The 21,975-nt window shown below is 35.2% G+C and carries 11 protein-coding genes; 3 read left to right on the top strand and 8 right to left on the bottom strand.

The window, feature by feature from the left end:
* Positions 1-167: 167 nt before the first annotated feature.
* Positions 168-6,383, bottom strand: a complete 6,216-nt coding sequence (locus NQQ59_RS20150; RefSeq protein WP_144216805.1) for a T9SS sorting signal type C domain-containing protein — start codon at positions 6,381-6,383, stop codon at positions 168-170.
* 281 nt (positions 6,384-6,664) lie between these two features.
* Here NQQ59_RS20150 and NQQ59_RS20145 point away from each other — a divergent pair, with 281 nt between their 5' ends.
* From NQQ59_RS20145 to NQQ59_RS20135, 3 genes are all read left to right on the top strand, one after another.
* Complete coding sequence (locus tag NQQ59_RS20145; RefSeq protein ID WP_144216803.1) at positions 6,665-7,147, top strand: regulatory protein RecX; 483 nt, start codon at positions 6,665-6,667, stop codon at positions 7,145-7,147.
* Between the two features lie 405 nt (positions 7,148-7,552).
* Positions 7,553-12,553 (top strand): Ig-like domain-containing protein, encoded by a 5,001-nt coding sequence (locus NQQ59_RS20140; RefSeq protein ID WP_144216801.1) that lies wholly within the window; start codon positions 7,553-7,555, stop codon positions 12,551-12,553.
* A 127-nt stretch (positions 12,554-12,680) separates the two neighbouring features.
* The gene (locus NQQ59_RS20135) at positions 12,681-15,752 is read left to right on the top strand and encodes a DUF7507 domain-containing protein (protein ID WP_144216799.1); all 3,072 of its coding nucleotides are present in this window, start codon (positions 12,681-12,683) and stop codon (positions 15,750-15,752) included.
* A 57-nt stretch (positions 15,753-15,809) separates the two neighbouring features.
* Here NQQ59_RS20135 and NQQ59_RS20130 read toward each other — a convergent pair whose 3' ends face one another.
* The 7 genes from NQQ59_RS20130 to atpD all read right to left on the bottom strand — a co-directional run bounded on the left by NQQ59_RS20130 (position 15,810) and on the right by atpD (position 21,772).
* On the bottom strand, positions 15,810-16,424 hold the full coding sequence (locus NQQ59_RS20130) for a hypothetical protein (RefSeq protein WP_144216797.1): 615 nt from the start codon (positions 16,422-16,424) through the stop codon (positions 15,810-15,812).
* On the bottom strand, positions 16,414-16,845 hold the full coding sequence (locus NQQ59_RS20125) for an RNA polymerase sigma factor (protein WP_372497278.1): 432 nt from the start codon (positions 16,843-16,845) through the stop codon (positions 16,414-16,416). Before NQQ59_RS20125 ends, NQQ59_RS20130 begins: the two co-directional genes overlap by 11 nt.
* A 79-nt stretch (positions 16,846-16,924) precedes the next feature.
* Positions 16,925-17,788: a TraB/GumN family protein gene (locus NQQ59_RS20120; RefSeq protein WP_144216793.1), complete on the bottom strand. Its 864-nt coding sequence runs from the start codon at positions 17,786-17,788 to the stop codon at positions 16,925-16,927.
* A 79-nt stretch (positions 17,789-17,867) separates the two neighbouring features.
* Complete coding sequence (locus NQQ59_RS20115) at positions 17,868-19,004, bottom strand: aminotransferase class I/II-fold pyridoxal phosphate-dependent enzyme (protein WP_144216791.1); 1,137 nt, start codon at positions 19,002-19,004, stop codon at positions 17,868-17,870.
* Positions 19,005-19,080: 76 nt separating this feature from the next.
* Positions 19,081-19,719 carry an NAD(P)H-binding protein gene (locus NQQ59_RS20110; protein WP_144216789.1) on the bottom strand — a complete coding sequence of 213 codons (639 nt, stop codon included), beginning with the start codon at positions 19,717-19,719 and terminating at the stop codon, positions 19,081-19,083.
* A gap of 188 nt (positions 19,720-19,907) precedes the next feature.
* Complete coding sequence (locus NQQ59_RS20105; protein ID WP_144216787.1) at positions 19,908-20,189, bottom strand: F0F1 ATP synthase subunit epsilon; 282 nt, start codon at positions 20,187-20,189, stop codon at positions 19,908-19,910.
* A 71-nt stretch (positions 20,190-20,260) separates the two neighbouring features.
* Positions 20,261-21,772, bottom strand: coding sequence for a F0F1 ATP synthase subunit beta (atpD, locus tag NQQ59_RS20100; protein ID WP_109191011.1), 1,512 nt, complete (start codon positions 21,770-21,772; stop codon positions 20,261-20,263).
* Between the last annotated feature and the right edge of the window lie 203 nt (positions 21,773-21,975).

Below are 21,975 nucleotides of genomic sequence, written 5' to 3'. Positions count from 1 at the left end.
TATTTTTTATCAAAACAATATAATTAGAGTTATTTTTTGTAAGAATTAAACTAAAATTATAAAGTATTAATAAAAACCACAATACCAAGATTTAGGGATATTATAGAAATAAAAAAAGTCCATTCTTTTAGAGAATGGACTTTTAAATTTTAGGGAAAATGACTTCTTTATAAATTACTAAAAATAATTTTCTTAGTAAATGAATGTCCATTTTCCAAAGTTATTTTCACTAGCAATGCTTGATCGCTTGAATGCAAATTAGAAATCTGCAATTCTGATGAGTTCACATTATTCTTATTATATAACAATTGTGCGCCAATGTTAAAGATATTTACTTCTTTTATTGATTCTTGTGAAGATGTAATTTTTATTATTCTATCTTTTACAGCAACCAAAACACTGTTTTCTAAACTTTCGAAATCATCTGTTCCTAAAGTAGTATTTACGTATCGAATTACAAAACGGCTGTTGAATGTTCCTGCTTCTGATGTAAATTTATAATTTTCAAGACGCAGATTGGTCATTTTTCCTGTCGTTTTATCCTGCAGGAATACTTCCTGATCATTATTGAATATACCATCTGCCTTATCTATCGAAATTATATAATCTCCTTTACTAGCCGCCATGTATCCAAAAGTAACCACATCGGTCTTTACAAAAGGCCATGCACGACCCTGTATCACTAATTTTTTAGAACTATTGATACTGTAAAAATCAACTGAACCACTCGCAGCCATTGAGGTAGCATCAAAATTGGCGTCTAGGCTGTTTGTTGCTCCTTGGGCATAACCTACCAGAATTTGTTTGAAATCGCCTGTTGTATTGGCAAATTTCAACCATAAACGATATTTTTCTACAGTTGATTCAGCTGTTTTGAAAAACTTTGTATTGTTTCCTGATCTACGTTGACCATTGTTAAAGTTTATCGTTGCGGTAGGCGCTTTTATAATGAAACCTTGAGCCGCAGCAATATATCCGTCAAAAGGTGCGGGACCTGCGGTTCCTAAATCATTAAAAGTTACAAAATCGTCTTTGTAACGATAGTATATGTCAGTGCCATCATTAACTGGAAGATTTGCATGTGCCCAGAAATACAACGCACCAACTCCATCATTTTCAGCAAGGAACTGAGCAGCACTTATGGCAGAAGGATATGGGTTTCCGATCATGTTCCATTTTCCTGCTGCAACAACTGTAGGGATATTTCCATTATTAGGTATTCCTGTAAACTGTCCAATAAAATCAGATGCGGTTGTAAGGTCATGATCTTGAGGAGCCCTGATATTATAACCTATACCGGTCAACATCTCCATTTCTCCATTATAATCTAACGCCCAGTTTCCTATAGCAGAATCAAAATAGAAATATTTGTCTGCTAAAGTATTTGGTGATAAATGTTTCATTTTAAATCCTGCTTTTGTAACCGGCATTGACCAATAGGTAAAGTCATAACGGCGTACAGATGCTATTCTTCTATATACAATTTCTCCCGAATTTTGAACAGTAGTATTTTGAATTAAACTTGCACCACTTTCAAAAACTAATTTACCATTAGAAGTTACTGCATTGGTAATTGTTAGAGTCACTCCAGCAGGAACTGTCACAAACGGATCATTCAGACCATTTGGAACATTTATCGTCAGTGAGCAAGCTTCGGTATCTGTTGCAAAAGGGCTTCCGTTTGTAGAAGATATAGTTACGCTTTTAGAACTTGTAGGAGGTCCATTTGACCAAATCGATCCGTTCCATGTAGTAGATGATCCATCCTTAATCTCAACCGCACTACTTTGTGCTGATACGCAAGTATCATCTGTTCTAATTGTAAAATGATAAGTATCTGCAGCCAGACCTGTTACAGTTCTTGATGTTCCAGTACCAGAAAAACTATCTTGTGGTGTAGTCAAACCTGTTCTAACAATATACCAAGTTCCTGAAGGAAGATTTTCTAAAACTACACTTCCTGCGCCTAGACAGCTTACATCTGTAATTGTTCCTATTGATGGGGCTGTTTCTATTTGGCGTACCGTTACTGTCCAGCTTCCACTTGATAAAACTGGACTAGTATTACAAGTGCCATCACTTGCATATCTTGTATAAGTAGTTGTTGCTGTTAATCCTGTTGGAGGTGTATATACTTTACTATTTGAACTTGCTATATTCACTCCATTTGCTTGCCATTGGTAAGTTATCACTCCATTACCACCACTCGCGTCTGTTGTACTACCTATTTGAGAAGGATTTCCACCAGAACAAATTGTCTGTCCTGTTGAACTAATAGTTCCTGTCGTAAATTGAGGAAGAACAGTTACAGTAAAATTCTTTCCTGTAGAAGTACATCCGTTTGCATTTTTCACAGTTATTGTTCCTGTATATGTATTTGCAGTCGCTGTAGAAGGAATTACTATAGAAATAGAACTTGCCGTAATTGAAGCATCTAATACTGGAGCAAAAGTATTTGCAGGTGAGGCATTCCAAGTTATACTATAAGTCGTTGGTGCTCCAGTTGTTCCTGTATATGATAAAGAAGCACTTGTTCCTCCATAACAAACTTCAGATGTTGTAGCTGTCGTTGCTATTGTTGGTAAAGGATTCACTTTTATTAAAAGAATAGGTGAAGTACTTGTACAGCCACCAGAAGTAACTATTCTACGGAAATATGTAGATTGGGTCAAAATTCCAGGAGTATAGTCTTTACTATTACTACCTGAAATAGTATTATAAGGTCCTGCGGCAGATGTACTACTTTGCCACTCATATGAAAATGGATTATTTCCGGTAGGATCACTACCAGATATCGTTCCTGGTGCTGTTCCAGAACAAATGGCTTGTGAATAATATGCAATTACTCGTAAATATTTAAATGTACCAACACATGGATCATGAAAAACAGAATTGCTAGGTAGGATTTGAATCGTTCCAGAATTACCCAATAAATCATTTTCTACTATACTCTGACTATCTGAAGCATGACAGCTAGAGTTTAATGAAAATGAAGGACAGCTTCCAAATGCCGTTCCATAACTTGCAAAAGTTACTGTATTAAAGTAAGTCCCTGTTGGAGCTATAAAATCTGCGGGGGTCTCATTATTTTCTTCAGCATTTACACAAATAGATCCTGATGTACCTTCCGAATATGTAATTGTATTATTTCCTATTCCGATTGTTATAGTACCACCTGTAGACGCTGTTGCGCAAGAATTTCCCGTTGTGTTTACAGAATAATAGAAAACACCACTTTCTGTAGGTGTACCACTTATTGTTACAACTCCTGATTCAACAGAATATGTAACTCCTGTTGGAAGACCTGTAACAGTTGCTCCTGTAGCACCGCCCCCTAGATTCATTACTATATTACTCATTGCAGCATTCTGACAAACACTTCGGTTTGGTGCCGCACTAATCGTATGAATAGAATTTACGGTTACTGTACCGCTCAAACTGGCAGCAGTACATTGTGTTGCCTGTCCTGTTGTAGCAACAGTATAGTTTCCTCCTGCTGTAGGAGTACCGCTTATTGTAACAGTATTTCCACTAACATTCGAAGATAAGCCCGCTGGGAGTCCTATAACATTTACACCTGTAGCTCCTCCACCAAAAGTATATACTATATTTGTTATTGCTGTTCCTGGACAGACTGCAGGCGATGCTGTTCCACTTGTTAATGACAAAGTAGGAGCCGGATTTATGGTAATTGTTCCATTCTCACTAACAACAGCACATGGAGATGATTGTCCTGTTGTTGAAACGGTAAAAGTCCCTCCTGCTGTCGGTGTTCCACTTATTGTTAATGCTCCCGCATTTATATTTGAAGTCAAACCTGCTGGAAGGTTTGTAACAGTTGCTCCTGTTGCACCTCCTCCAAAGGTGTACACTATATTAGTAATTGCAGATCCTCCACAAACTGTCTGCGCTGCCGCACCACCAGATCTCACTAAAGTCGCAACCGGATTTGTAGTAATAGAAATCGGACTACTATTATAAGAGCAAGATGTACTACTTGTAGCCGAAGATACTGTTCTTCTATAGTAAGTGACATTTTGAGTTGTATTACCAGTAATTGCAGCCGGTGTATAATCTTCGCTGGTTATTCCTGTACCAGTAGTAACATTCGCCCATGGCCCAGAAGCACTTGACGAAGATTGCCATTGAAATCTTACGGTTGGATTTACATCTCCACCATTATATTGATAAGCAGATCCATCTATTAACCCTGGCGCTGTTCCGCTACAAACAGTAGTCGTTGCTGGTGCAGTTATTGTATTAGAGCTGGCATCAAAAGGTGTCATACTAAATTCTATAACATTACCGCCACCATTTTCATAATAATCCAAAACTAATTGGCTTGAACCTGTAAGATTGACAAATACATTTGAATAAGTTGTTGGTGATTGCTCTTGCCATTGGTCAACAACCTTTACATTATCAACATACAATCTAACGCCATCATCTGCTCTTACCCTAACCATGTAACAGCCCGTTTTTGTTGATTTCATTCTATAACGGATTGCAAATTGCTCTGTACGAATCGAACCTCTCTCAACTCCATTTGAATAAACACGAAAACAAGCATCATCACCACCAAAACCTTGAGTGATAGATTCTCCTGTTTCATCGTAATAACCAGCATATTCTGTTGTACTAAATGGAGTTGTAGTCGATACTGCAGGAGATGAAGATCCACCTGGAGGTAAACTTGCACTGGTCCAATTATAGATATGTCCTCTCCACGTATTATCAGTTGTGCCTGTTGACAATTGATCATCTAAGCTATTTCCAACTGAAACTAAAGAAAGATTAAGTCCTCCTGTTCCTACTATTCCATTATTTGAACAGCTGCCTGTGGATACAACCACTTTTACTTGTCCTGAAAATGTTGCAGGCCAACTTGTAATTACCGCACCGTTAGCACCTGTATTAGTTGCTGCTGGTGAAACATCTAAATCTGTTGCCGCATCCAGAATATTTATTTTTTCATTATTTCCTGAAAAAACATCTCCAACCTGAAACGTATATTTATACCCTTGTATTACATTAACTAAAGCATATTGACCAGAACTTATATTTGGTGTTGTCTGATTATTGTTTGAATCAACACAAAATGAATAAGTCCCTACTGAAGTAGTCGGTGTATTATTACCATTTATTACAAAATTTACTGGCGTTCTAGTACATGTTGGTCCTCCTAAAGTAGCGTGGAATGTATATGTACCAGGTGTATTTGTATTACTCAAGCCTGATCCTGTAACACCAACAGGATTAAATGAACTTCCTCTCCCTAAAAAAGTTCCTCCTGTTGAAGCAGTATACCAACTAATAGTCGGCAAATTTATCTGGCCACCAGCCGGAAGTGTAACATTCCAAACATAATCTCCTGTATAAGTACCACTATTGGTAGAAAATGTAGTCGAAATCAAAGTATAAACAACACCTGCTGTAAGATTTACTGTCATTTTTGGTTCCTTTCCTGATCCATCTTCATCATCATCACCACTTACCCATGTTCCACTCCCACAATTTCCAGGCGTAAATGCACCACTATATATATAAGCCATACCATCAAAACTATCTGTATCAGTCATTTTAAATGTATATGACCCACTTACATTTACAGTAAAGTTTGTAGCAGTATAATTTCGAACCGCATTACCAAATCCACAAGACGGATTATTACTGCTCTTAATTGATGTTGTAATAATTCTTGCTGTAGGATCAGTTGATCCATTCCAAGACCCAGCAAAAACATAGGTGCCGCCTGTTGCTGTTGTTGACGGAGGAGTTGCTGTCAAATTTCCAGAACCTCCAACGCAAATGGTTGTACCTGTAGTATTAGGTGCTGGAGGACAGCCTACTGTTCCTCTAAAAATAAAATCATTAATACTGTATTGTCTAGTTCCGTTACCTCCCCAAGCATAAACTCTAAAAGTTATACTTCCAGTAACTCCTTGATAAGTCGAAGCAGATAATGATATAGTTGTTCCAGTAAGTGTAGCACTTCCAATGTTAGAAGCGAAATTATCTAAACTTGATCTTATAGCAATATTTGCTGTGTTTGAAGCTTGTCCAGTATAAGCAAAACTAACAAGGTTCAGTGCGCTTCCCTGATCTGGAGTTAATGTAAACTCAATATATCTACCAGAGTCAAAATTATTACTCCATCCTGTTGTATTATATCTATTATCACCATTTGCACCTGATACTCCTGTTTTTGAAATTCCTGAAACAGTAATCCCTGTCGCAACAATTTGGCCTGCCATATAAGGGTTTGCTGTATTACCAGGATTATTACCATTGATATCATTTGACCAGAGTGTAATAACCTGTCCAAAACTAGTGGCATGTAAAAAAATAAAAAATAAAAACGAGTAAAGTAGTTTTCTCATCATATTCGGTAGGTATTTGTTTAAATTTGTTTTTGGGCTGCTAAAAAGCAAAAATGGCAATATTTCTTACATACGAAGAATGGTGGCATTTGGTTTTTAACTAAAATTTAAATGTTAAAATTCTGATTTTGAGCAGAATCCTTAAAATGTTAAATTCTCGTACAAAAATATTTAAATTAGCCTAATACGCAAGGTTATAATTTATTTCTTTTTAACAAATGTTAACAAATTTTAGAAATAATTTATAACTATTTGAGCAATATTACAATTAAACGTTAAAAAGCATGAAAAACCCGACGAAATACACTTTCACCATCAAAGAAGCTTTACAAAAATTAGAACATTTTTGTGCTTATCAGGAACGTTGTCACGACGAAGTGGTTGCAAAATTATATAGCTTAAAAATGACGTCAGATGAGATTGACACTATCATCGTAAAGCTTATTGAGGATAATTTTTTGAATGAAACTCGCTTTGCGTGTAGCTTTGCCAGAGGTAAACACCGCATCAAACAATGGGGCAAGATTCGGATTACAAACGAACTGAAGGCAAGACATATTTCGTCGACGAATATCACTTTGGCCTTAAAAGAAATTTCCCCAGAAGAATATTTTGAAACTTTTGAAAACCTAGCCGAAAAATGCTGGAACAATTTGACCGAAACCAATATCTTGAAAAAACGCAAAAAATTTTGTTACTACATTCTTCGTAGAGGTTACGAAAGCAATTTAGTGTACGAAAAAGTTCAGGAATTAGAGAAAATGTAAACTGCTTTTCGGAGTTAAAAAGGAATGATTTTAACTCTTTCAAAATCATTTTTATCGACAAAAAACAACTATAAATTCCTTACAGAAACCCAAACAACTTTTGGTTGTAATTTATTCGTTTTTTGAGGAATTTATATCAAACTCGACGTTTTTTAGTTCAAAATCACAAAAAAGCATTCTTAAAAATGTTAAATTTTACGATTATTCTTATAAAAATTTTTAACATTTTATAAGAATAACCGTCGATTGACGATATTTTTTATGTAGTTCGTCGAGTTTTTTAACAACTCATCGAATAACTAGTCATTATTAAATCCTTCCTTATTTCCAGCTCGTAGATGTGTTTATATTTGCGCGGGCACAAACAATTATGCCAGCATAACAAACTGATAGAAAAACATCTATATGAAAAAAACTCTACTTTTATTTTTGTTTTTATTGCCTTTTTTGGGGATTTCTCAAAACATTGAATTAGTTAAATGGAATAACAGTGGCTACAGTGCTAATGTACTAGTCCCTGCTTCACAGGTATCTGCACCGGCAATTTCTGGAAATAATCTTGCAAATACGAATTCTTCAGGATATTCTAGTACCCAATGGCCTGTTGGTAATGCTATAAATCCAGATAAATATATTCAAATAGGGATCAAAGCAGAAGATGGATATAAAATTGATTTATCATCAATAAAATTCACCTATTTAACTGTAAACGAACTTACTGATTCACCTAAAAAATTTCAGGTTCGATATTTAAAAGGCTCTCAATCAACATGGACAATTCTTGAAGACTATCAAATTTCATCAAAAATAAAGAACGAAACAATAACTTTGCCTCCTGCTTTTACTTTATTACCAGGTGAAACAGTGTATTTTCGCTTTTATGGATACGACAGGGCAAACACATACTGGGATGGTGCTACCTGGGGATTAGTAAATTCTCTTACAACTGATGGTGGAAAATATTCTGTTCCAACAATAATAGGTAAAGTTTCTCCTTACATTCCAGGTATTACTGCTAATGATGATTCAGTAACAATCTATCAAAATAATTTTGCCTTTATAAATGTTTTAAACAATGATTTAGCAGGAACAAATCCGATATCATCAGTAACCATTGCTTCTCAATCTGCCAATGGAACAGCAATTGTTGGTAGCGACAATAGAATAAAATTCACTCCTACAGCTGGTTTTACGGGACCAACATCTTTTACTTACACGATTGGAGATGGAACCAATACCTCAACAGCTACTGTAAATGTAAACGTTATTACATCTGCTGCAGTTTCTCTAGTTGAATGGAGCGGTCCTGACAATACTTTACCAACTATTACTGCTCCACCTGCTGCAGTAGCTGCAGAAAATTTCACTGTTGGTTCTGGTACACAATTAGCATTGCAACCACAAGGTGACGGATATAACGGATACGGATGGCCGACACAATTTAGTATTGATGAATCTAAATATTTCGAATTTACAACTTCGGCAAAAACAGGTTACAAACTTAAACTCGATAAATTCAACTTTACTTATAACCAAGATACAAATCATTTTATAGAGAGATATCAGGTAAGATATTCAAAAGATAATTTTGCCACAAGCTTTTTACTAGTAGACGAGCCAGCAAATATGGGCAAGACCAATAAATCTTTAGATTTATCAAATGTAACATTGTACCCTAATGAAAAAATAACAATTCGCATTTATGGCTACAAATTAAGATCTAGACAAAATCCTAACTCTCCGATATTTTTAGCCAATGCAGCTAGCAGGTCACAAGGAGAAACTGTTCCCACAATTACAGGAACTGTTTTAAGCTATGATGAAAAAGATTTAAATGCAAATGACGATCTTGTTTCTACTCAAGAAAATAGAGCTATTGCATTTGATCCATTAGTAAACGATGTACATACTACTGGAGCAACTATTACATACACACAGCCACCAAGTACTGCAGGTACAGTTTCTGCCAATGGTACTATTTTTACCTTTAAACCTGCAACAAACTTTAAAGGTACAACCACATTTACTTACACACTTACAAGTGGAGCACAAAATTCTACCGCAACTGTAACTGTTTATGTTAATGAACTTAGTCCTAAATTAATTATTTGGAATGGTATACTTCAAACTCCAAAAGCTGTAGTTACAGATCCAAATATATCAGGAAAAGATCTAACAGTAGGAGGAAATGGAGTATCTTATCGTAATGATCTAAACGAGTTTTTTGTTTTAGGTTTGCAAAATGGTGGATCAACTGCTGAAAACCTAAATAGATATATAGAAGTAGGCGTTACTCCTAAAGAAAAATACAACCTAACATTAACAGAATTTAAATTCAGATACAAATCTCCTGGAAGCGAAGGAGCCAACATGTTTCAGGTACGTTATTCTAAAGATAAAAATTTTCCTGACAATGGCACAGTTTTATTGGGTCCAACAATAGCTGTTAAAGATACAGAAACGGATATTGCAATACCGTTTCCTAGTGGAACAAGGGTTTTAGGAGACAAGGGAGAAACTTTTTATATTAGAATTTATCCTTACGCTGTATCAAATTTATCAAATGGCTATTTTATATTAAAAAATAGTGATGGTGGTGATATTGGCCCAACTCTCAGCGGTATTGTAGAACCGTCAAACATAATCACTGCAGTTGCCGACGTTGCAAAAACGAATACGAATACTGCTGTTGATATTCCGATTTTAGCAAATGATGAGAACTATATACCATTGGTTTCTATAACAACAACTCAGCCAACTGTTGGTGGATCTGTTACGGTTAGTGATGATAAAACTAATATAACATTTACTCCGACACCTGGTTTTACCGGAACATCAACATTTGACTATACTATTTTCAATGGTTTAAATTATTCAACTGCGACTGTAACAGTAACAGTAAACTGTGAGGCTCCAGGAAACCAAATTGATTTTGGACCAAACCAATGGATTGGATACGTTTATAAATTAACCGATAATGCTACAATTCCACCAAATATAACTTTATCAGGTTTGCCAGATTCTAATATTGCGACCTATATTGGAAGAGTAACCGAAAATAAAAACTTCGATAGAGATATGGGCGATGGTGGACCTAGCGGTCTTACCACAGAGATTCCTTGTGAAGCAGCCCCTACTGATCGTTTCTTCATACGTTACAAAATGCATGTCGATATTACAGAAGCCGGAACTTACCGTTTTGATCTTGGGAGTGATGATGGAGTAAGACTTTTTATAGGCGATAATGAAGTTTTCTCAAGTTGGGGCGACCGTGGTTATGCAAACGATTCTTTTACAAAGGATTTAGAAGTTGGCAGTTACGATTTCGTACTTGAATATTACGAAAATGGTGGCGCAGCAAGAAATTCTTTCTTCTTTGGTATACCAATAGGAGATCCGTCTGAATATGGAGACAAAGTATGGAACGTTTATGGTTATGTAAATAACGACATCACATTAGATAATGTTAGATATGCTGGTTATTATGTAGATCCTAATCTTAATCCAGACTCAACCAATTATTGGCCAAAAGACAAATCACCTTCCAGTGCTACAATCTGGCAGGGTGTTCAGATACCGAACGATAACTTTACTGTAGTTTACAAACGTAAAGGTTTTGAGTGTGGACGCTATCAAATACAGCACGTAAATCACGATGACATCGTTGAAATTTATATTGATGGAGAACGAGTCTTTTATAACTATAATTGGGATTACCCTTCATTACCAATAGAAAATGGAAAACTATATGCCTTAAATAGTGAATCAAAAGTAGAAATCCGATTACAAGAGAATGGTGGTGATTCAAATCTTAGTATTGAATTTAATAAAACCAATGTTAACTATACAGATGGACTTGGTGATGAATCTGGAAGCAATCTAGTTGTTAATAGCTCTCAAACATTGAGTTCAGATCTTACGGTATGCTCTTGTACTGTTAACGCCGACTATACTTTAACAATTCCAAAAGATGTTACCCTGACAGTAGATGAAAATATTAATGTAGCAGATGGAGGAAAATTACTGATCCTTGATGGCGGATCGCTAATGCAAACAAGCACAAGCAAATCAATGTTTACTGGAAATTCAACTGCTTTTGAAATTCAGAGAATAGCATCTGTACGCCGTTATGACTTTACCTATTGGTCAATGCCGGTTACAAAAGCAGGATTTAAAATGAAACACTTATCGCCAAATACTTTAGCAGACAAATATTTCTATTTTGATACTGCTGTAGGAAACTGGGCGTTAGATTATAATGGAGAAATGGAAATGTTGACCGGGATAGGTTATAATATCAGGGCTCCTCAGGATCATGACCTTACAACTGCCTCTGATTTTATTGGTAAGTTTACAGGAGTTCCTAATAATGGAAATATCCCTACAGTTGTTGCAGCAGGAAAATGGAACCTGATCGGAAACCCTTATCCTTCTGCAATAGATGCAGCTCAATTCCTTGATGAAAATGATGGAGTTGGTGCGTTGTATTTCTGGGCACATGCAAACCTTCCGGTTAATGATGGTACTGACAAATACTATCGTTACAAAGACGATTTTGTAACTTATAATGGTTTAGGAACCGCAGGTCCAGCACCTTTTGACGGATATATTGCTGCAGCGCAAGGTTTCATTATAAAAGCACCTACCGCAACTATAAACTTTAACAACGGCCAGCGTAGACCAGGAAACAATACAAAGTTTTTCAAAACAGCCAAAACAACTGTAGAAAAACATCGTATGTGGCTAAATTTTTCAAATGCAGCAGGAGATGTGAAACAAATTCTAGTAGGATATGCCCAAGGAGCAACAAACAGCATAGACACCAATTTTGATGCTACCTCAATGGCAGCAAGTGGTTCAATTGATTTTTACAGCATCAATAGTTCTAAAAAATTAGTAATACAGGGTCGTGCATGGCCTTTTGTAAAAACCGATGTGGTTACTTTTGGCTACATGGCAGCTAGTAAAGGAGATTATACTATTTCGATCAATAAGGCAGATGGTATATTTAATGAAGATCAGGAAGTGTTCCTACAGGATAAAACTACCGGAAAAATGACCAATCTGCGTCTTGAAAATTATAAATTCACATCAGAAGCTGGAACATTCAACAGCCGTTTTGTAATCCGTTACGTGAATACCTCTTTAGGAACAGATGATTTTGAAAATGTAGAAAATGGCGTTTTTGTTTCTGTTAAATCTAAAATTGTTAACGTAAAATCTTCTACAGAAAACATTAGTGAAGTACAGATTTACAATATCGCAGGACAAAACCTTTACACAAAAAACAAAATTGATTCTCAAGAATTACAGATTTCAAATTTACAAGCTGGCAACCAAGTTTTATTGGTTAAAGTTATTTTGGAAAATGGCACTGTAGTCACGAAGAAGATCATTTTTAATTAACATCATATAACATTTAAATCCGGCATCTCATCAATGTCGGATTTTTTCATATTAAAAATTACAACTATTTAGAAAAAGCACCCGAAAAAACAGCCCCATTATCAACCAATCTTAACCGAAAAACTTCATGAGCACAAAAAAGCCATCGAATTCCCGTTCTTTATCATTAAAAAAAATCAGTATTTTATTTTTTATGATATGCCTAAAAGTTACAAGCCAAAGCAATACGATTACCAGAATTCACACCGACTGGAATAGAAGTGGAACTGGTTATTGGACTTCAAACAGTGCAACAGGATTAAACAACCGTCCAAATCGGGAAAATAATCTTCTAGCATTTGAATGGAGAGGCAAAACTTTCTCAACTGGTGTAGACGATGCTAAACTAACTACCAACACTGTTACTTTTGACGCACAACGATATAGAGCCTTAAAAATTCAAACCTTAGCTTTTAATCAGGACACCTTCTTCCTACAAGGCTCAATGATTGACGAATCTGCATCCGCAACAATATTAACTCCTGCTATGGCAGGTACCAGCGCATCAGGAGCAGAACTTGCTTCGAGACTTACAGATGGTGCAAACGGATTAAGTCTAGGAACTGGTATTGCCAATATCGCTCCTGGTACAGCAGAATTCAAAATTGGAACAAACAACTTAAATTTAACTGGAATCAATGATGATATTCCAGACATATTAGTAACTCAGGTGGCAGCGCCTGGCGGAGCAGATGTCTTCAAATTTGTAGATGCTTCAGGTCACACCGTAGGAAATGAAATCTCTGTAAATTTTGGTTCAGTTTCTGTTATCGGGACTTATAGTTTAGACTTATTCAGAGCCAGTAATGGAGCACCTGCTTTTGTTCCCGCAGATACTCGTGATATTAGAATGTTAGGTTTTGAGACAAGTTCATTTGGAATCAACAGCGGCAATGCGGCTCAGGTTGATCGTTTTGTAGTCGTTTTTTCTGGATCTTCAGATTGCGCTTTTATTGCTGTCAATACCAGATCTCTTAAGATTGCAGAGTTAAGCATGATCAAAAAAGCTACCTTATCATCATGTGGTAAAGCGGGAGATGTTATTACTTATAATTTTGATATAAAAAATACAGGAGAAGTTCCTATTACTAATATCAGCGTTTCAGACCCTATGGCCGGAATTGTATTTTCTAACAATTCAATCTCCAGTTTAGCAGTAGGTGCAACCGCTACAATAAACGCAACTTACACTGTAACTGCTGCCGATGTTACTGCTGGAAGAATTGTAAACTCGGCCACGGTAACAGGAACAGATCCTTCATTAAATACAGTTACCGATATTTCAGGCGATGATTATAGCAATAATATACCAACCACTACAATTTTATTAGCGCCTCCTACTATTAGTGCCGTACATAACGTTACCTGCCCAAGTTCAGGAAGTATCGATTTATCAAATCTTCCTTCAACAGGAACTTGGCGCATCACACAAACAGGACATGCGTCTGCAACTTATGATGGTACCGGACCAACATTTAACGTTCCGAATTTAACAGTTGGATCGTATTTTTTTAGAGTAAGTATTGACGGCTGTAATTCACCCACAACATCCAGTATTGCTATTATTGATGATTCTTCTACTACATGGACTTCTTCAGGCTGGTCAAATGGATCTCCGGGATTAACCAAAAGAGCAATCATAAATTCTGCTGCTACACAACCTTTTACAACCAACACCACAGCTTGTTCATTAGTTATTAATGTACCGACTGGCACAGGAGACCCTAATGTTGTTATTCCTGAAGGGGTAACATTAACCATTACCAATGCGGTAACTTCTAACGGTAAACTGGTTTTTGAAAATGGTTCTAGTTTAGTACAGACTAATAATGTCACCAATACAGGTGAAATTGTATACAAAAGAAAAACTTCTGTGCGTCGATATGACTTTACCTATTGGTCAATGCCGGTGACAAAAGCAGGTTTTAAAATGAAAAATTTATCACCAAATACTTTAGCAGACAAATATTTCTATTTTGATTCTGCTGTAGGAAACTGGGCGTTAGATTATAATGGAGAAATGGATATGTTGACCGGTATAGGTTATAATATCAGGGCTCCTCAAGATCATGACCTTACAACCGCATCTGATTTTTTTGGAAGATTTACAGGAGTTCCTAATAATGGAAATATCCCTACAGCTGTTGCAGCAGGAAAATGGAACATGATCGGAAACCCTTATCCTTCTGCGATAAGTGCTGCTCAGTTTCTTGCTGAAAATGATGGAGTTGGTGCATTGTATTTCTGGGCACATGCAAACCTTCCGGTTAATGATGGTACTGACATATACTATCGTTACAAAGACGATTTTGTAACTTATAATGATTTAGGAACTGCAGGTCCAGCACCTTTTGACGGATATATTGCTGCGGCGCAAGGTTTCATTATAAAAGCACCTACCGCAACAATAAACTTTAACAACGGTCAACGTAGATCAGGAAACAATACAAAGTTTTTCAAAACAGCTGAATCAACTGTAGAAAAATATCGTTTATGGTTGAAATTTGCCAATACAACAGGCGATTTCAAACAAATTCTGGTAGGTTATGCCCAAGGAGCAACAAACAACATAGACACCAATTTTGATGCTACTTCAATGGCAGCTAGTGGTTCGGTTGATTTTTACAGTATCAATAGTTCAAAAAAATTAGTGATACAGGGACGTGCATGGCCTTTTGTAAAAACCGATGTGGTTACTTTTGGATACATGGCTGCTAGTAAAGGAGATTATATAATTTCGATAGATCAGGCAGACGGTATATTTAACGAAAATCAGGAAGTATTTCTGCAGGATAAAACTACAGGAAAAATGACCAACCTTCGTCTTGAAAATTATAAATTCACATCAGAAGCTGGAACATTTAATAGCCGTTTTGTAATCCGTTACGTGAATACTACTTTAGGAACAGATGATTTTGAAAATATTGCAGACGGAGTATTGGTTGCTGTGAAAAACAAAATTATTAGCATTTCCTCTTCAAAAGAAGCAATTACCGACGTGACCGTTTACAATTTACTAGGACAGGAAGTTTTCACTAAAAAGAAAATCAATACTAATGAACTTGAAATTCCAAATTTAAAGACAGGAAATCAGGTTCTATTAGTAAAAACAACTCTTGAAAACGGATATATATCAACAAAAAAAATAATAATGAACTAGTTTTAAGTTCTACTATCAGCTAAAACAAAACCCATCAGATTTGATGGGTTTTGTTTTTTATTCTTCTTTTAATTCATCTATTACTTTTTTGATTTCTTTTGCAGATTTGCCGTAAAAATGACGTACCCACCATTCTACATAAAACCCCATAGAAAATAAGCTAAAAAGCACAATTGAAAACAATCCAAACAATTGGAAATTTGTAAACTCATTTGTAAAATAACCTGGAATTTTCGAAAAAGCATAATAAAAAATACCTACTAAATACAAAATCAGAAAAGGGGTCAGAGCAAAACCGAAAGTTTTGTAAAGTTCCATGTTAAGTCTAATATCAAAATACGTTTCATACAAACTGTCTTTTGTTTTGAGTGTTAAAGTGTTCAATCTGGTGTAAAATCGATAGAATTTTATCAAATAATAAGCACAGATAGCGACATATAAGCTAAACAACAAATAAAATAGAATATTCATTTTCTCAGGAAAATCATAAATCAAGGGAACAAATCCGAGAAAAGCAATGCAAACAATCTGATATTTAAATTCTCTTCTAAGATTTCTTTTTATTTTATCTAAAGGTGTATTGGCGGATTGAATTTTCTCTAGATTCGTTGGCAGTATAAAGTTTTCAGGTTTTTCATTATTCCATGCATTTTGTATATCGTTAAAATCCATATCCTTGATTTTTAATAATTTCTTTTAATTTTTCTTTGGCTCTGTTTAATTTCACTCTCGCATTTCCTTCAGAAATTCCAAGATTCTGACCGATTTCTTTATGCGAAAAACCTTCTAGTTGATAAAATATAATGGCTTTGTCAATTTTCTCCAATTTACGGACCGCTTTATAAAAATGATCCAATTGACTTTCCTTTATATGTGAATCATCATCGTCTTCCTTAATGTTCTCCGAAGCAATTTCATATTTGTCTATTTTTCTTTTTTCTTTCTTTAGAAAAACAATTGCTGTATTAACGGCCACTCTATACATCCAGGTCGAAAACTGACTTTCATTCCGAAAAGAATCATACGACTTCCACAGCTGACAGATAATTTCCTGAAACAAATCCTGCTGATCGTCAGAAGTATCCATGTACATTTTCGAAACTTTATACAAAATCCCTTTATGGCATTCTATCCGATTCAAAAATTCTTGCTCTTTCTCTTTCAAAACAGATCTAGTTCAGTACAGGTTTTACAGTATAACCTTCTTTTCTCAACAAATTAATAACACCATATTCACCACCTAAATGTCCTGCTCCAATAGCAAAGAAAACACTATTTTGGTTAATTAAATCAGGCATTATCTTTACCCAGTTTACATTTCTATCGTCAAGAATCTGCTTTTTGGTTTTCTCACTTGTTACTTTTACATCTGTACTTAAAGCATACATAGCTTCGATGTTCTCGGTTTTATAAGCATCAACTAATTCTATTGTTTCTGTTGCATTTGATTCTTCCAAAAGTTTTAAGATTTCATCGTTTGAGTAAGCATTTTCTAGAATTTCAAATTGTGATTTGACGGTTTCAAGACCAGAAATCCCTATGTTTCTTTTTTTAGCTAAATCCGAAAATTCCATTTCATAAAACTTTAAATCTATACAACCGAAACTCTTAATAGAAATCAAACTCAAAACCGTTAGAAGACTAAAATTATCCACTTGCTGAACAGTCATTCCTGCTGTATTTTTCAAAATAGAATCCAATTTCGCTAATTGTTCTGGAGTTAATCTTTTACTCAATGGCTCTTTTCCCATTGCCAATTTCTGCATCTGACTCATTTCATTCGGATCCGTAAAATTGATTTCTAAAAATAATTTCTCTGAGTTATCGAATGCCTTTTTGGCTTTTTCAGACAAAAAATAATCTTGAGAACAAATCATGTGAATTGTTCCGTACAAATACGAAGATTTCTTAAGGCCTTTTCCTGAAACCTCCCATAAAAGTGAATTTTCAAGTTTTGGAGATTTCGATTGCCCTTTAAGATTAAAAGCAAAGAAGAATATAAATAAAACAGTAACTGACCTGAATAAAGTTTTCATAATTAATATAGATTGATTTGATTACGATGCGTAAGTATCAAAAATATCAAAACGTTACAAAAACTTTTATTTTTTAGAATTAAAAAATAAAATCTCGCACTAATTCCAAAACCTGCTTAATCTCTTCTTGCGAATTATAACTATGAATACAAAAACGAAGACGTTCCTGACCTTCTGGAACTATTGGCGAGAGAATTGCCTGCACATCAAATCCTTTATCGTGAAGTTGTTCTGCTAGTTTTTTCAAGTTGTCAGTTCCAGGAACTATGGCAGAGTGGATAGCCGATTTACTATGCACAAACATCGGCTTTAAACCTAACAAATTTTTCTGCTGATTAAAAAATACAATGTTCTCACGGAGTTTTTCAATAGCGTTGTTTTCAATTTCTAAATGCTGGTAAGCTGTCAAAATTGTTGCAACAACATGAGGAGATAAAGCTGTTGTATAAATAAAACTTCTTGCGAAATTTATTAGATATTCTCTGAGTTCAACTGATCCTAAAACCGCCGCACCCTGACATCCTAAAGCTTTTCCAAAGGTTATAATGCGTGCAAAAAATTTATCTTGTAATTGCAAGTGCTGAATTAGACCTTCTCCTTTTTCACCAAAAACGCCAACAGCATGGGCTTCATCAACAATTAAATAGCAATTGTATTTTTCTGAAAGAGAAACCAATTCTTCAAAATTTGGACTATCTCCATCCATAGAAAAAACACTTTCCGTTACAATGTAAATATTGGAATTAGGAAATCTAAGAATAAATTGTTCCAGATCTTCAAAGTCGTTATGAATAAAATGATAACACTGAGCAATTGATAACGCAATGCCGTCCTTAATCGAAGCATGACATAACTCATCATACAGAACTACATCATTTTCTTGCGGTACAGCGCTAAAAAAGCCCAGATTGGCACTGTAACCCGAATTAAAAATTAAAGCCGATTCTGCATCGTGAAACTGCGCTAAAAAATCTTCTGTAATTGAATAGAGAGAATGATTACCAGAAATCAGTCTAGAACCTGTAGCTCCGTTCTGAAACATATCGTTTTCCAGCAAACAAGCATGTGCGTTTTTAAAAATAACTTCCGATTTTGAAAAACCGATATAATCATTAGAAGAGAAATCTACCACATTATTAAAAACGGGCAGTTTGCGAAACGAGTTATTCTGTTTACAATTCTCTATTTTCTGTTTTAGATTTTCAGCTATTTTCATAAAGTAAAGTTACGCAATTGAAGTATCAACAAAACAAACAGCGGATGATTCAAATCCGCTGTTATAAATTTAACCTTTAAATTTCACTAATAAAAGGCGATTGTCTACTGTATTTTGAGACAATCATTTCTTCTATCATAAAATTTGAAATTTCTAGAGCAGAAATTTTATCTCCTAAACAATCTTCGAGATTGACATTTATTTCGAAATCATCATCTCTAAATTCAATAAAAGGAACACGAACCTGAGTCCAATTAACATCACTTTGTTCCAAAAGATCATATGCTTTTTGACGATCTTCCTGAATGATTGGAAAATTATTTTTCATCCAGTCGGTAGCCATCAGTGTTTTTGGACTTTTCTTATCAAAAGGAGTATCAATATTAAGTCCAGCAAGCAGAACATAACGTTCAATTTGATATTCCTTCATCACATCCAGAATATGCTTTGTTGCCAAACTTGCAACCAAAGGCTCTCCTTTTCTTTGTCCGATTGTGCTCAAAACTGCCTGACAGTCTTTTAAAAGTAATTTTATAGAATTAAAATCGAGAGCATCACCCTGAATGATTTCTATTTTTGGATTTTGAATTTCGAAGTTCTCCGGATTTCTGAGTAAAATTTTTAAACTAAATCCTTTTTTCAATAACTGGTTTACAAGATAATGACCCGTTTTTCCACCGCCGCCAAGAACAGCAACTTTTGTTATATTTTTCATAAGTATTCTTTATAAAATTTGACATAATAAATTGCGCTTTATAAAGCATATAAAGCGAAAAAGATAAAAGATTACTTCTCTTTTATCATTGTATCAATATTTTACAAAGAGATTTTAATACTACAAAAGTAAGAAAATAAAAAAGCCAGACAAAACTGTCTGGCTTTTTTGCTTATTGCTAAATTGTCTTAGTCAACTAAAACAATTACTTTATTGTCTTTCATTTCGATTGTACCTGACGTAATCTCTAATGTATAGTTTTGGTCATTAACTCTCGTGAATTTATCAGCTACTTCTTTAGAAAAATTAAAGCTTGACGCTGCAATTTTAATAGTTCCTTTTTCTAAAATAGAAACAATAGGAGCGTGATTATTCAAAATCTGGAAGCTTCCATCAACTCCTGGTAAAGTAACCGAAGTAACTTCTCCTGAAAATAATTTCGCTTCTGGTGATACTATATCTAAAATCATTTTTTTTTAGTTTACAGTCTCAGTTTACAGTCTCAGTACTGCATACTGCGACAGAATACTGAAAACTAGATTTATGCTTCAGCTAACATTTTTTCTCCAGCTTCAATTGCATCTTGAATAGAACCTTTCAAGTTGAAAGCTGCTTCTGGAAGGTGATCTAACTCACCATCGATAATCATGTTGAAACCTTTGATAGTATCTTTAATATCTACTAATACTCCTGGGATACCTGTAAATTGCTCTGCTACGTGGAATGGCTGAGACAAGAAACGTTGTACACGACGAGCTCTTGATACAGAAAGTTTATCTTCTTCAGATAACTCTTCCATACCTAAGATAGCGATGATATCTTGTAATTGTTTGTATTTTTGAAGAATTTCTTTTACTCTTTGTGCACAATTGTAGTGCTCATCTCCTAAGATGTGTGGAGTCAAAATTCTTGAAGTAGAATCTAACGGGTCAACCGCAGGATAGATACCTAACTCAGCAATTTTACGAGACAATACAGTTGTTGCATCTAAGTGCGCAAAAGTTGTAGCCGGCGCCGGGTCAGTTAAGTCATCCGCAGGAACGTAAACCGCTTGTACAGATGTAATAGATCCTTTGTTTGTAGATGTAATACGCTCTTGCATTGCACCCATCTCAGTTGCCAATGTTGGTTGGTAACCTACCGCAGATGGCATACGTCCTAAAAGTGCTGATACCTCAGAACCTGCTTGTGTAAAACGGAAGATATTATCAACGAAGAATAATACATCTTTACCTTGATCAGATCCAGCTCCATCACGGAAATACTCAGCGATAGACAATCCTGAAAGTGCCACACGTGCACGAGCTCCAGGTGGCTCATTCATTTGTCCGAAAACGAAAGTAGCTTTAGACTCTCTCATTCCTGGCATATCTACTTTAGATAAATCCCATCCTCCATTTTCCATAGAGTGCATGAAATCATCACCGTATTTAATAATTCCTGACTCTAACATCTCACGAAGTAAGTCATTTCCTTCACGTGTTCTTTCACCTACTCCAGCGAATACAGAAAGTCCACCGTGACCTTTTGCAATATTGTTGATCAATTCCTGAATCAATACTGTTTTACCAACACCAGCACCACCGAACAATCCAATTTTACCTCCTTTTGCATAAGGCTCGATCAAATCGATTACTTTGATACCTGTAAATAAAACTTCAGATGAAGTTGATAAATCTTCGAATTTTGGAGCTTGTCTGTGAATTGGCAAACCATTTTCTCCAGTTTTTGGTAAATCACCTAAACCATCAATTGCATCTCCAACAACATTAAATAAACGTCCATATACGTCTGGACCGATTGGCATTTGGATTGGATTTCCAGTTCCAACTACCTCATATCCTCTAGACAAACCGTCTGTAGAGTCCATAGAGATTGTACGAACAGTGTTTTCACCAATGTGAGATTGTACTTCTAGAACTAAGATAGTTCCGTCTTTTTTAGTGACTTCTAGTGAATCATAAATTTTTGGAAGTTCAACATCTTTACCGTTGAAAACTACGTCTACTACTGGTCCAATGATTTGAGCAACTTTTCCTATTACTTTTGACATTACTTATGTATTTATTAAATAGCTATTTAGGTTTATCGAAAATACCTCTTTTTTCAGAGCGCAAAGATAATTTTTTAAAATATAAAATCAATTTTTTTTTCATAAAAAATACTACGATTTTGTTTGATTCATAAAACTTGTCCAAAAAATAACAAAAACGGTATTTTTTTAATAAAAGAAAAAAACCGCTTCATCTTAAAAAT

This window comes from Flavobacterium panacis, from assembly GCF_024649945.1.
Lineage (GTDB): Bacteria > Bacteroidota > Bacteroidia > Flavobacteriales > Flavobacteriaceae > Flavobacterium > Flavobacterium panacis.
Note: the sequence above shows the minus strand (reverse complement) of the source record. Positions and strands in the feature narration are given on the sequence as shown.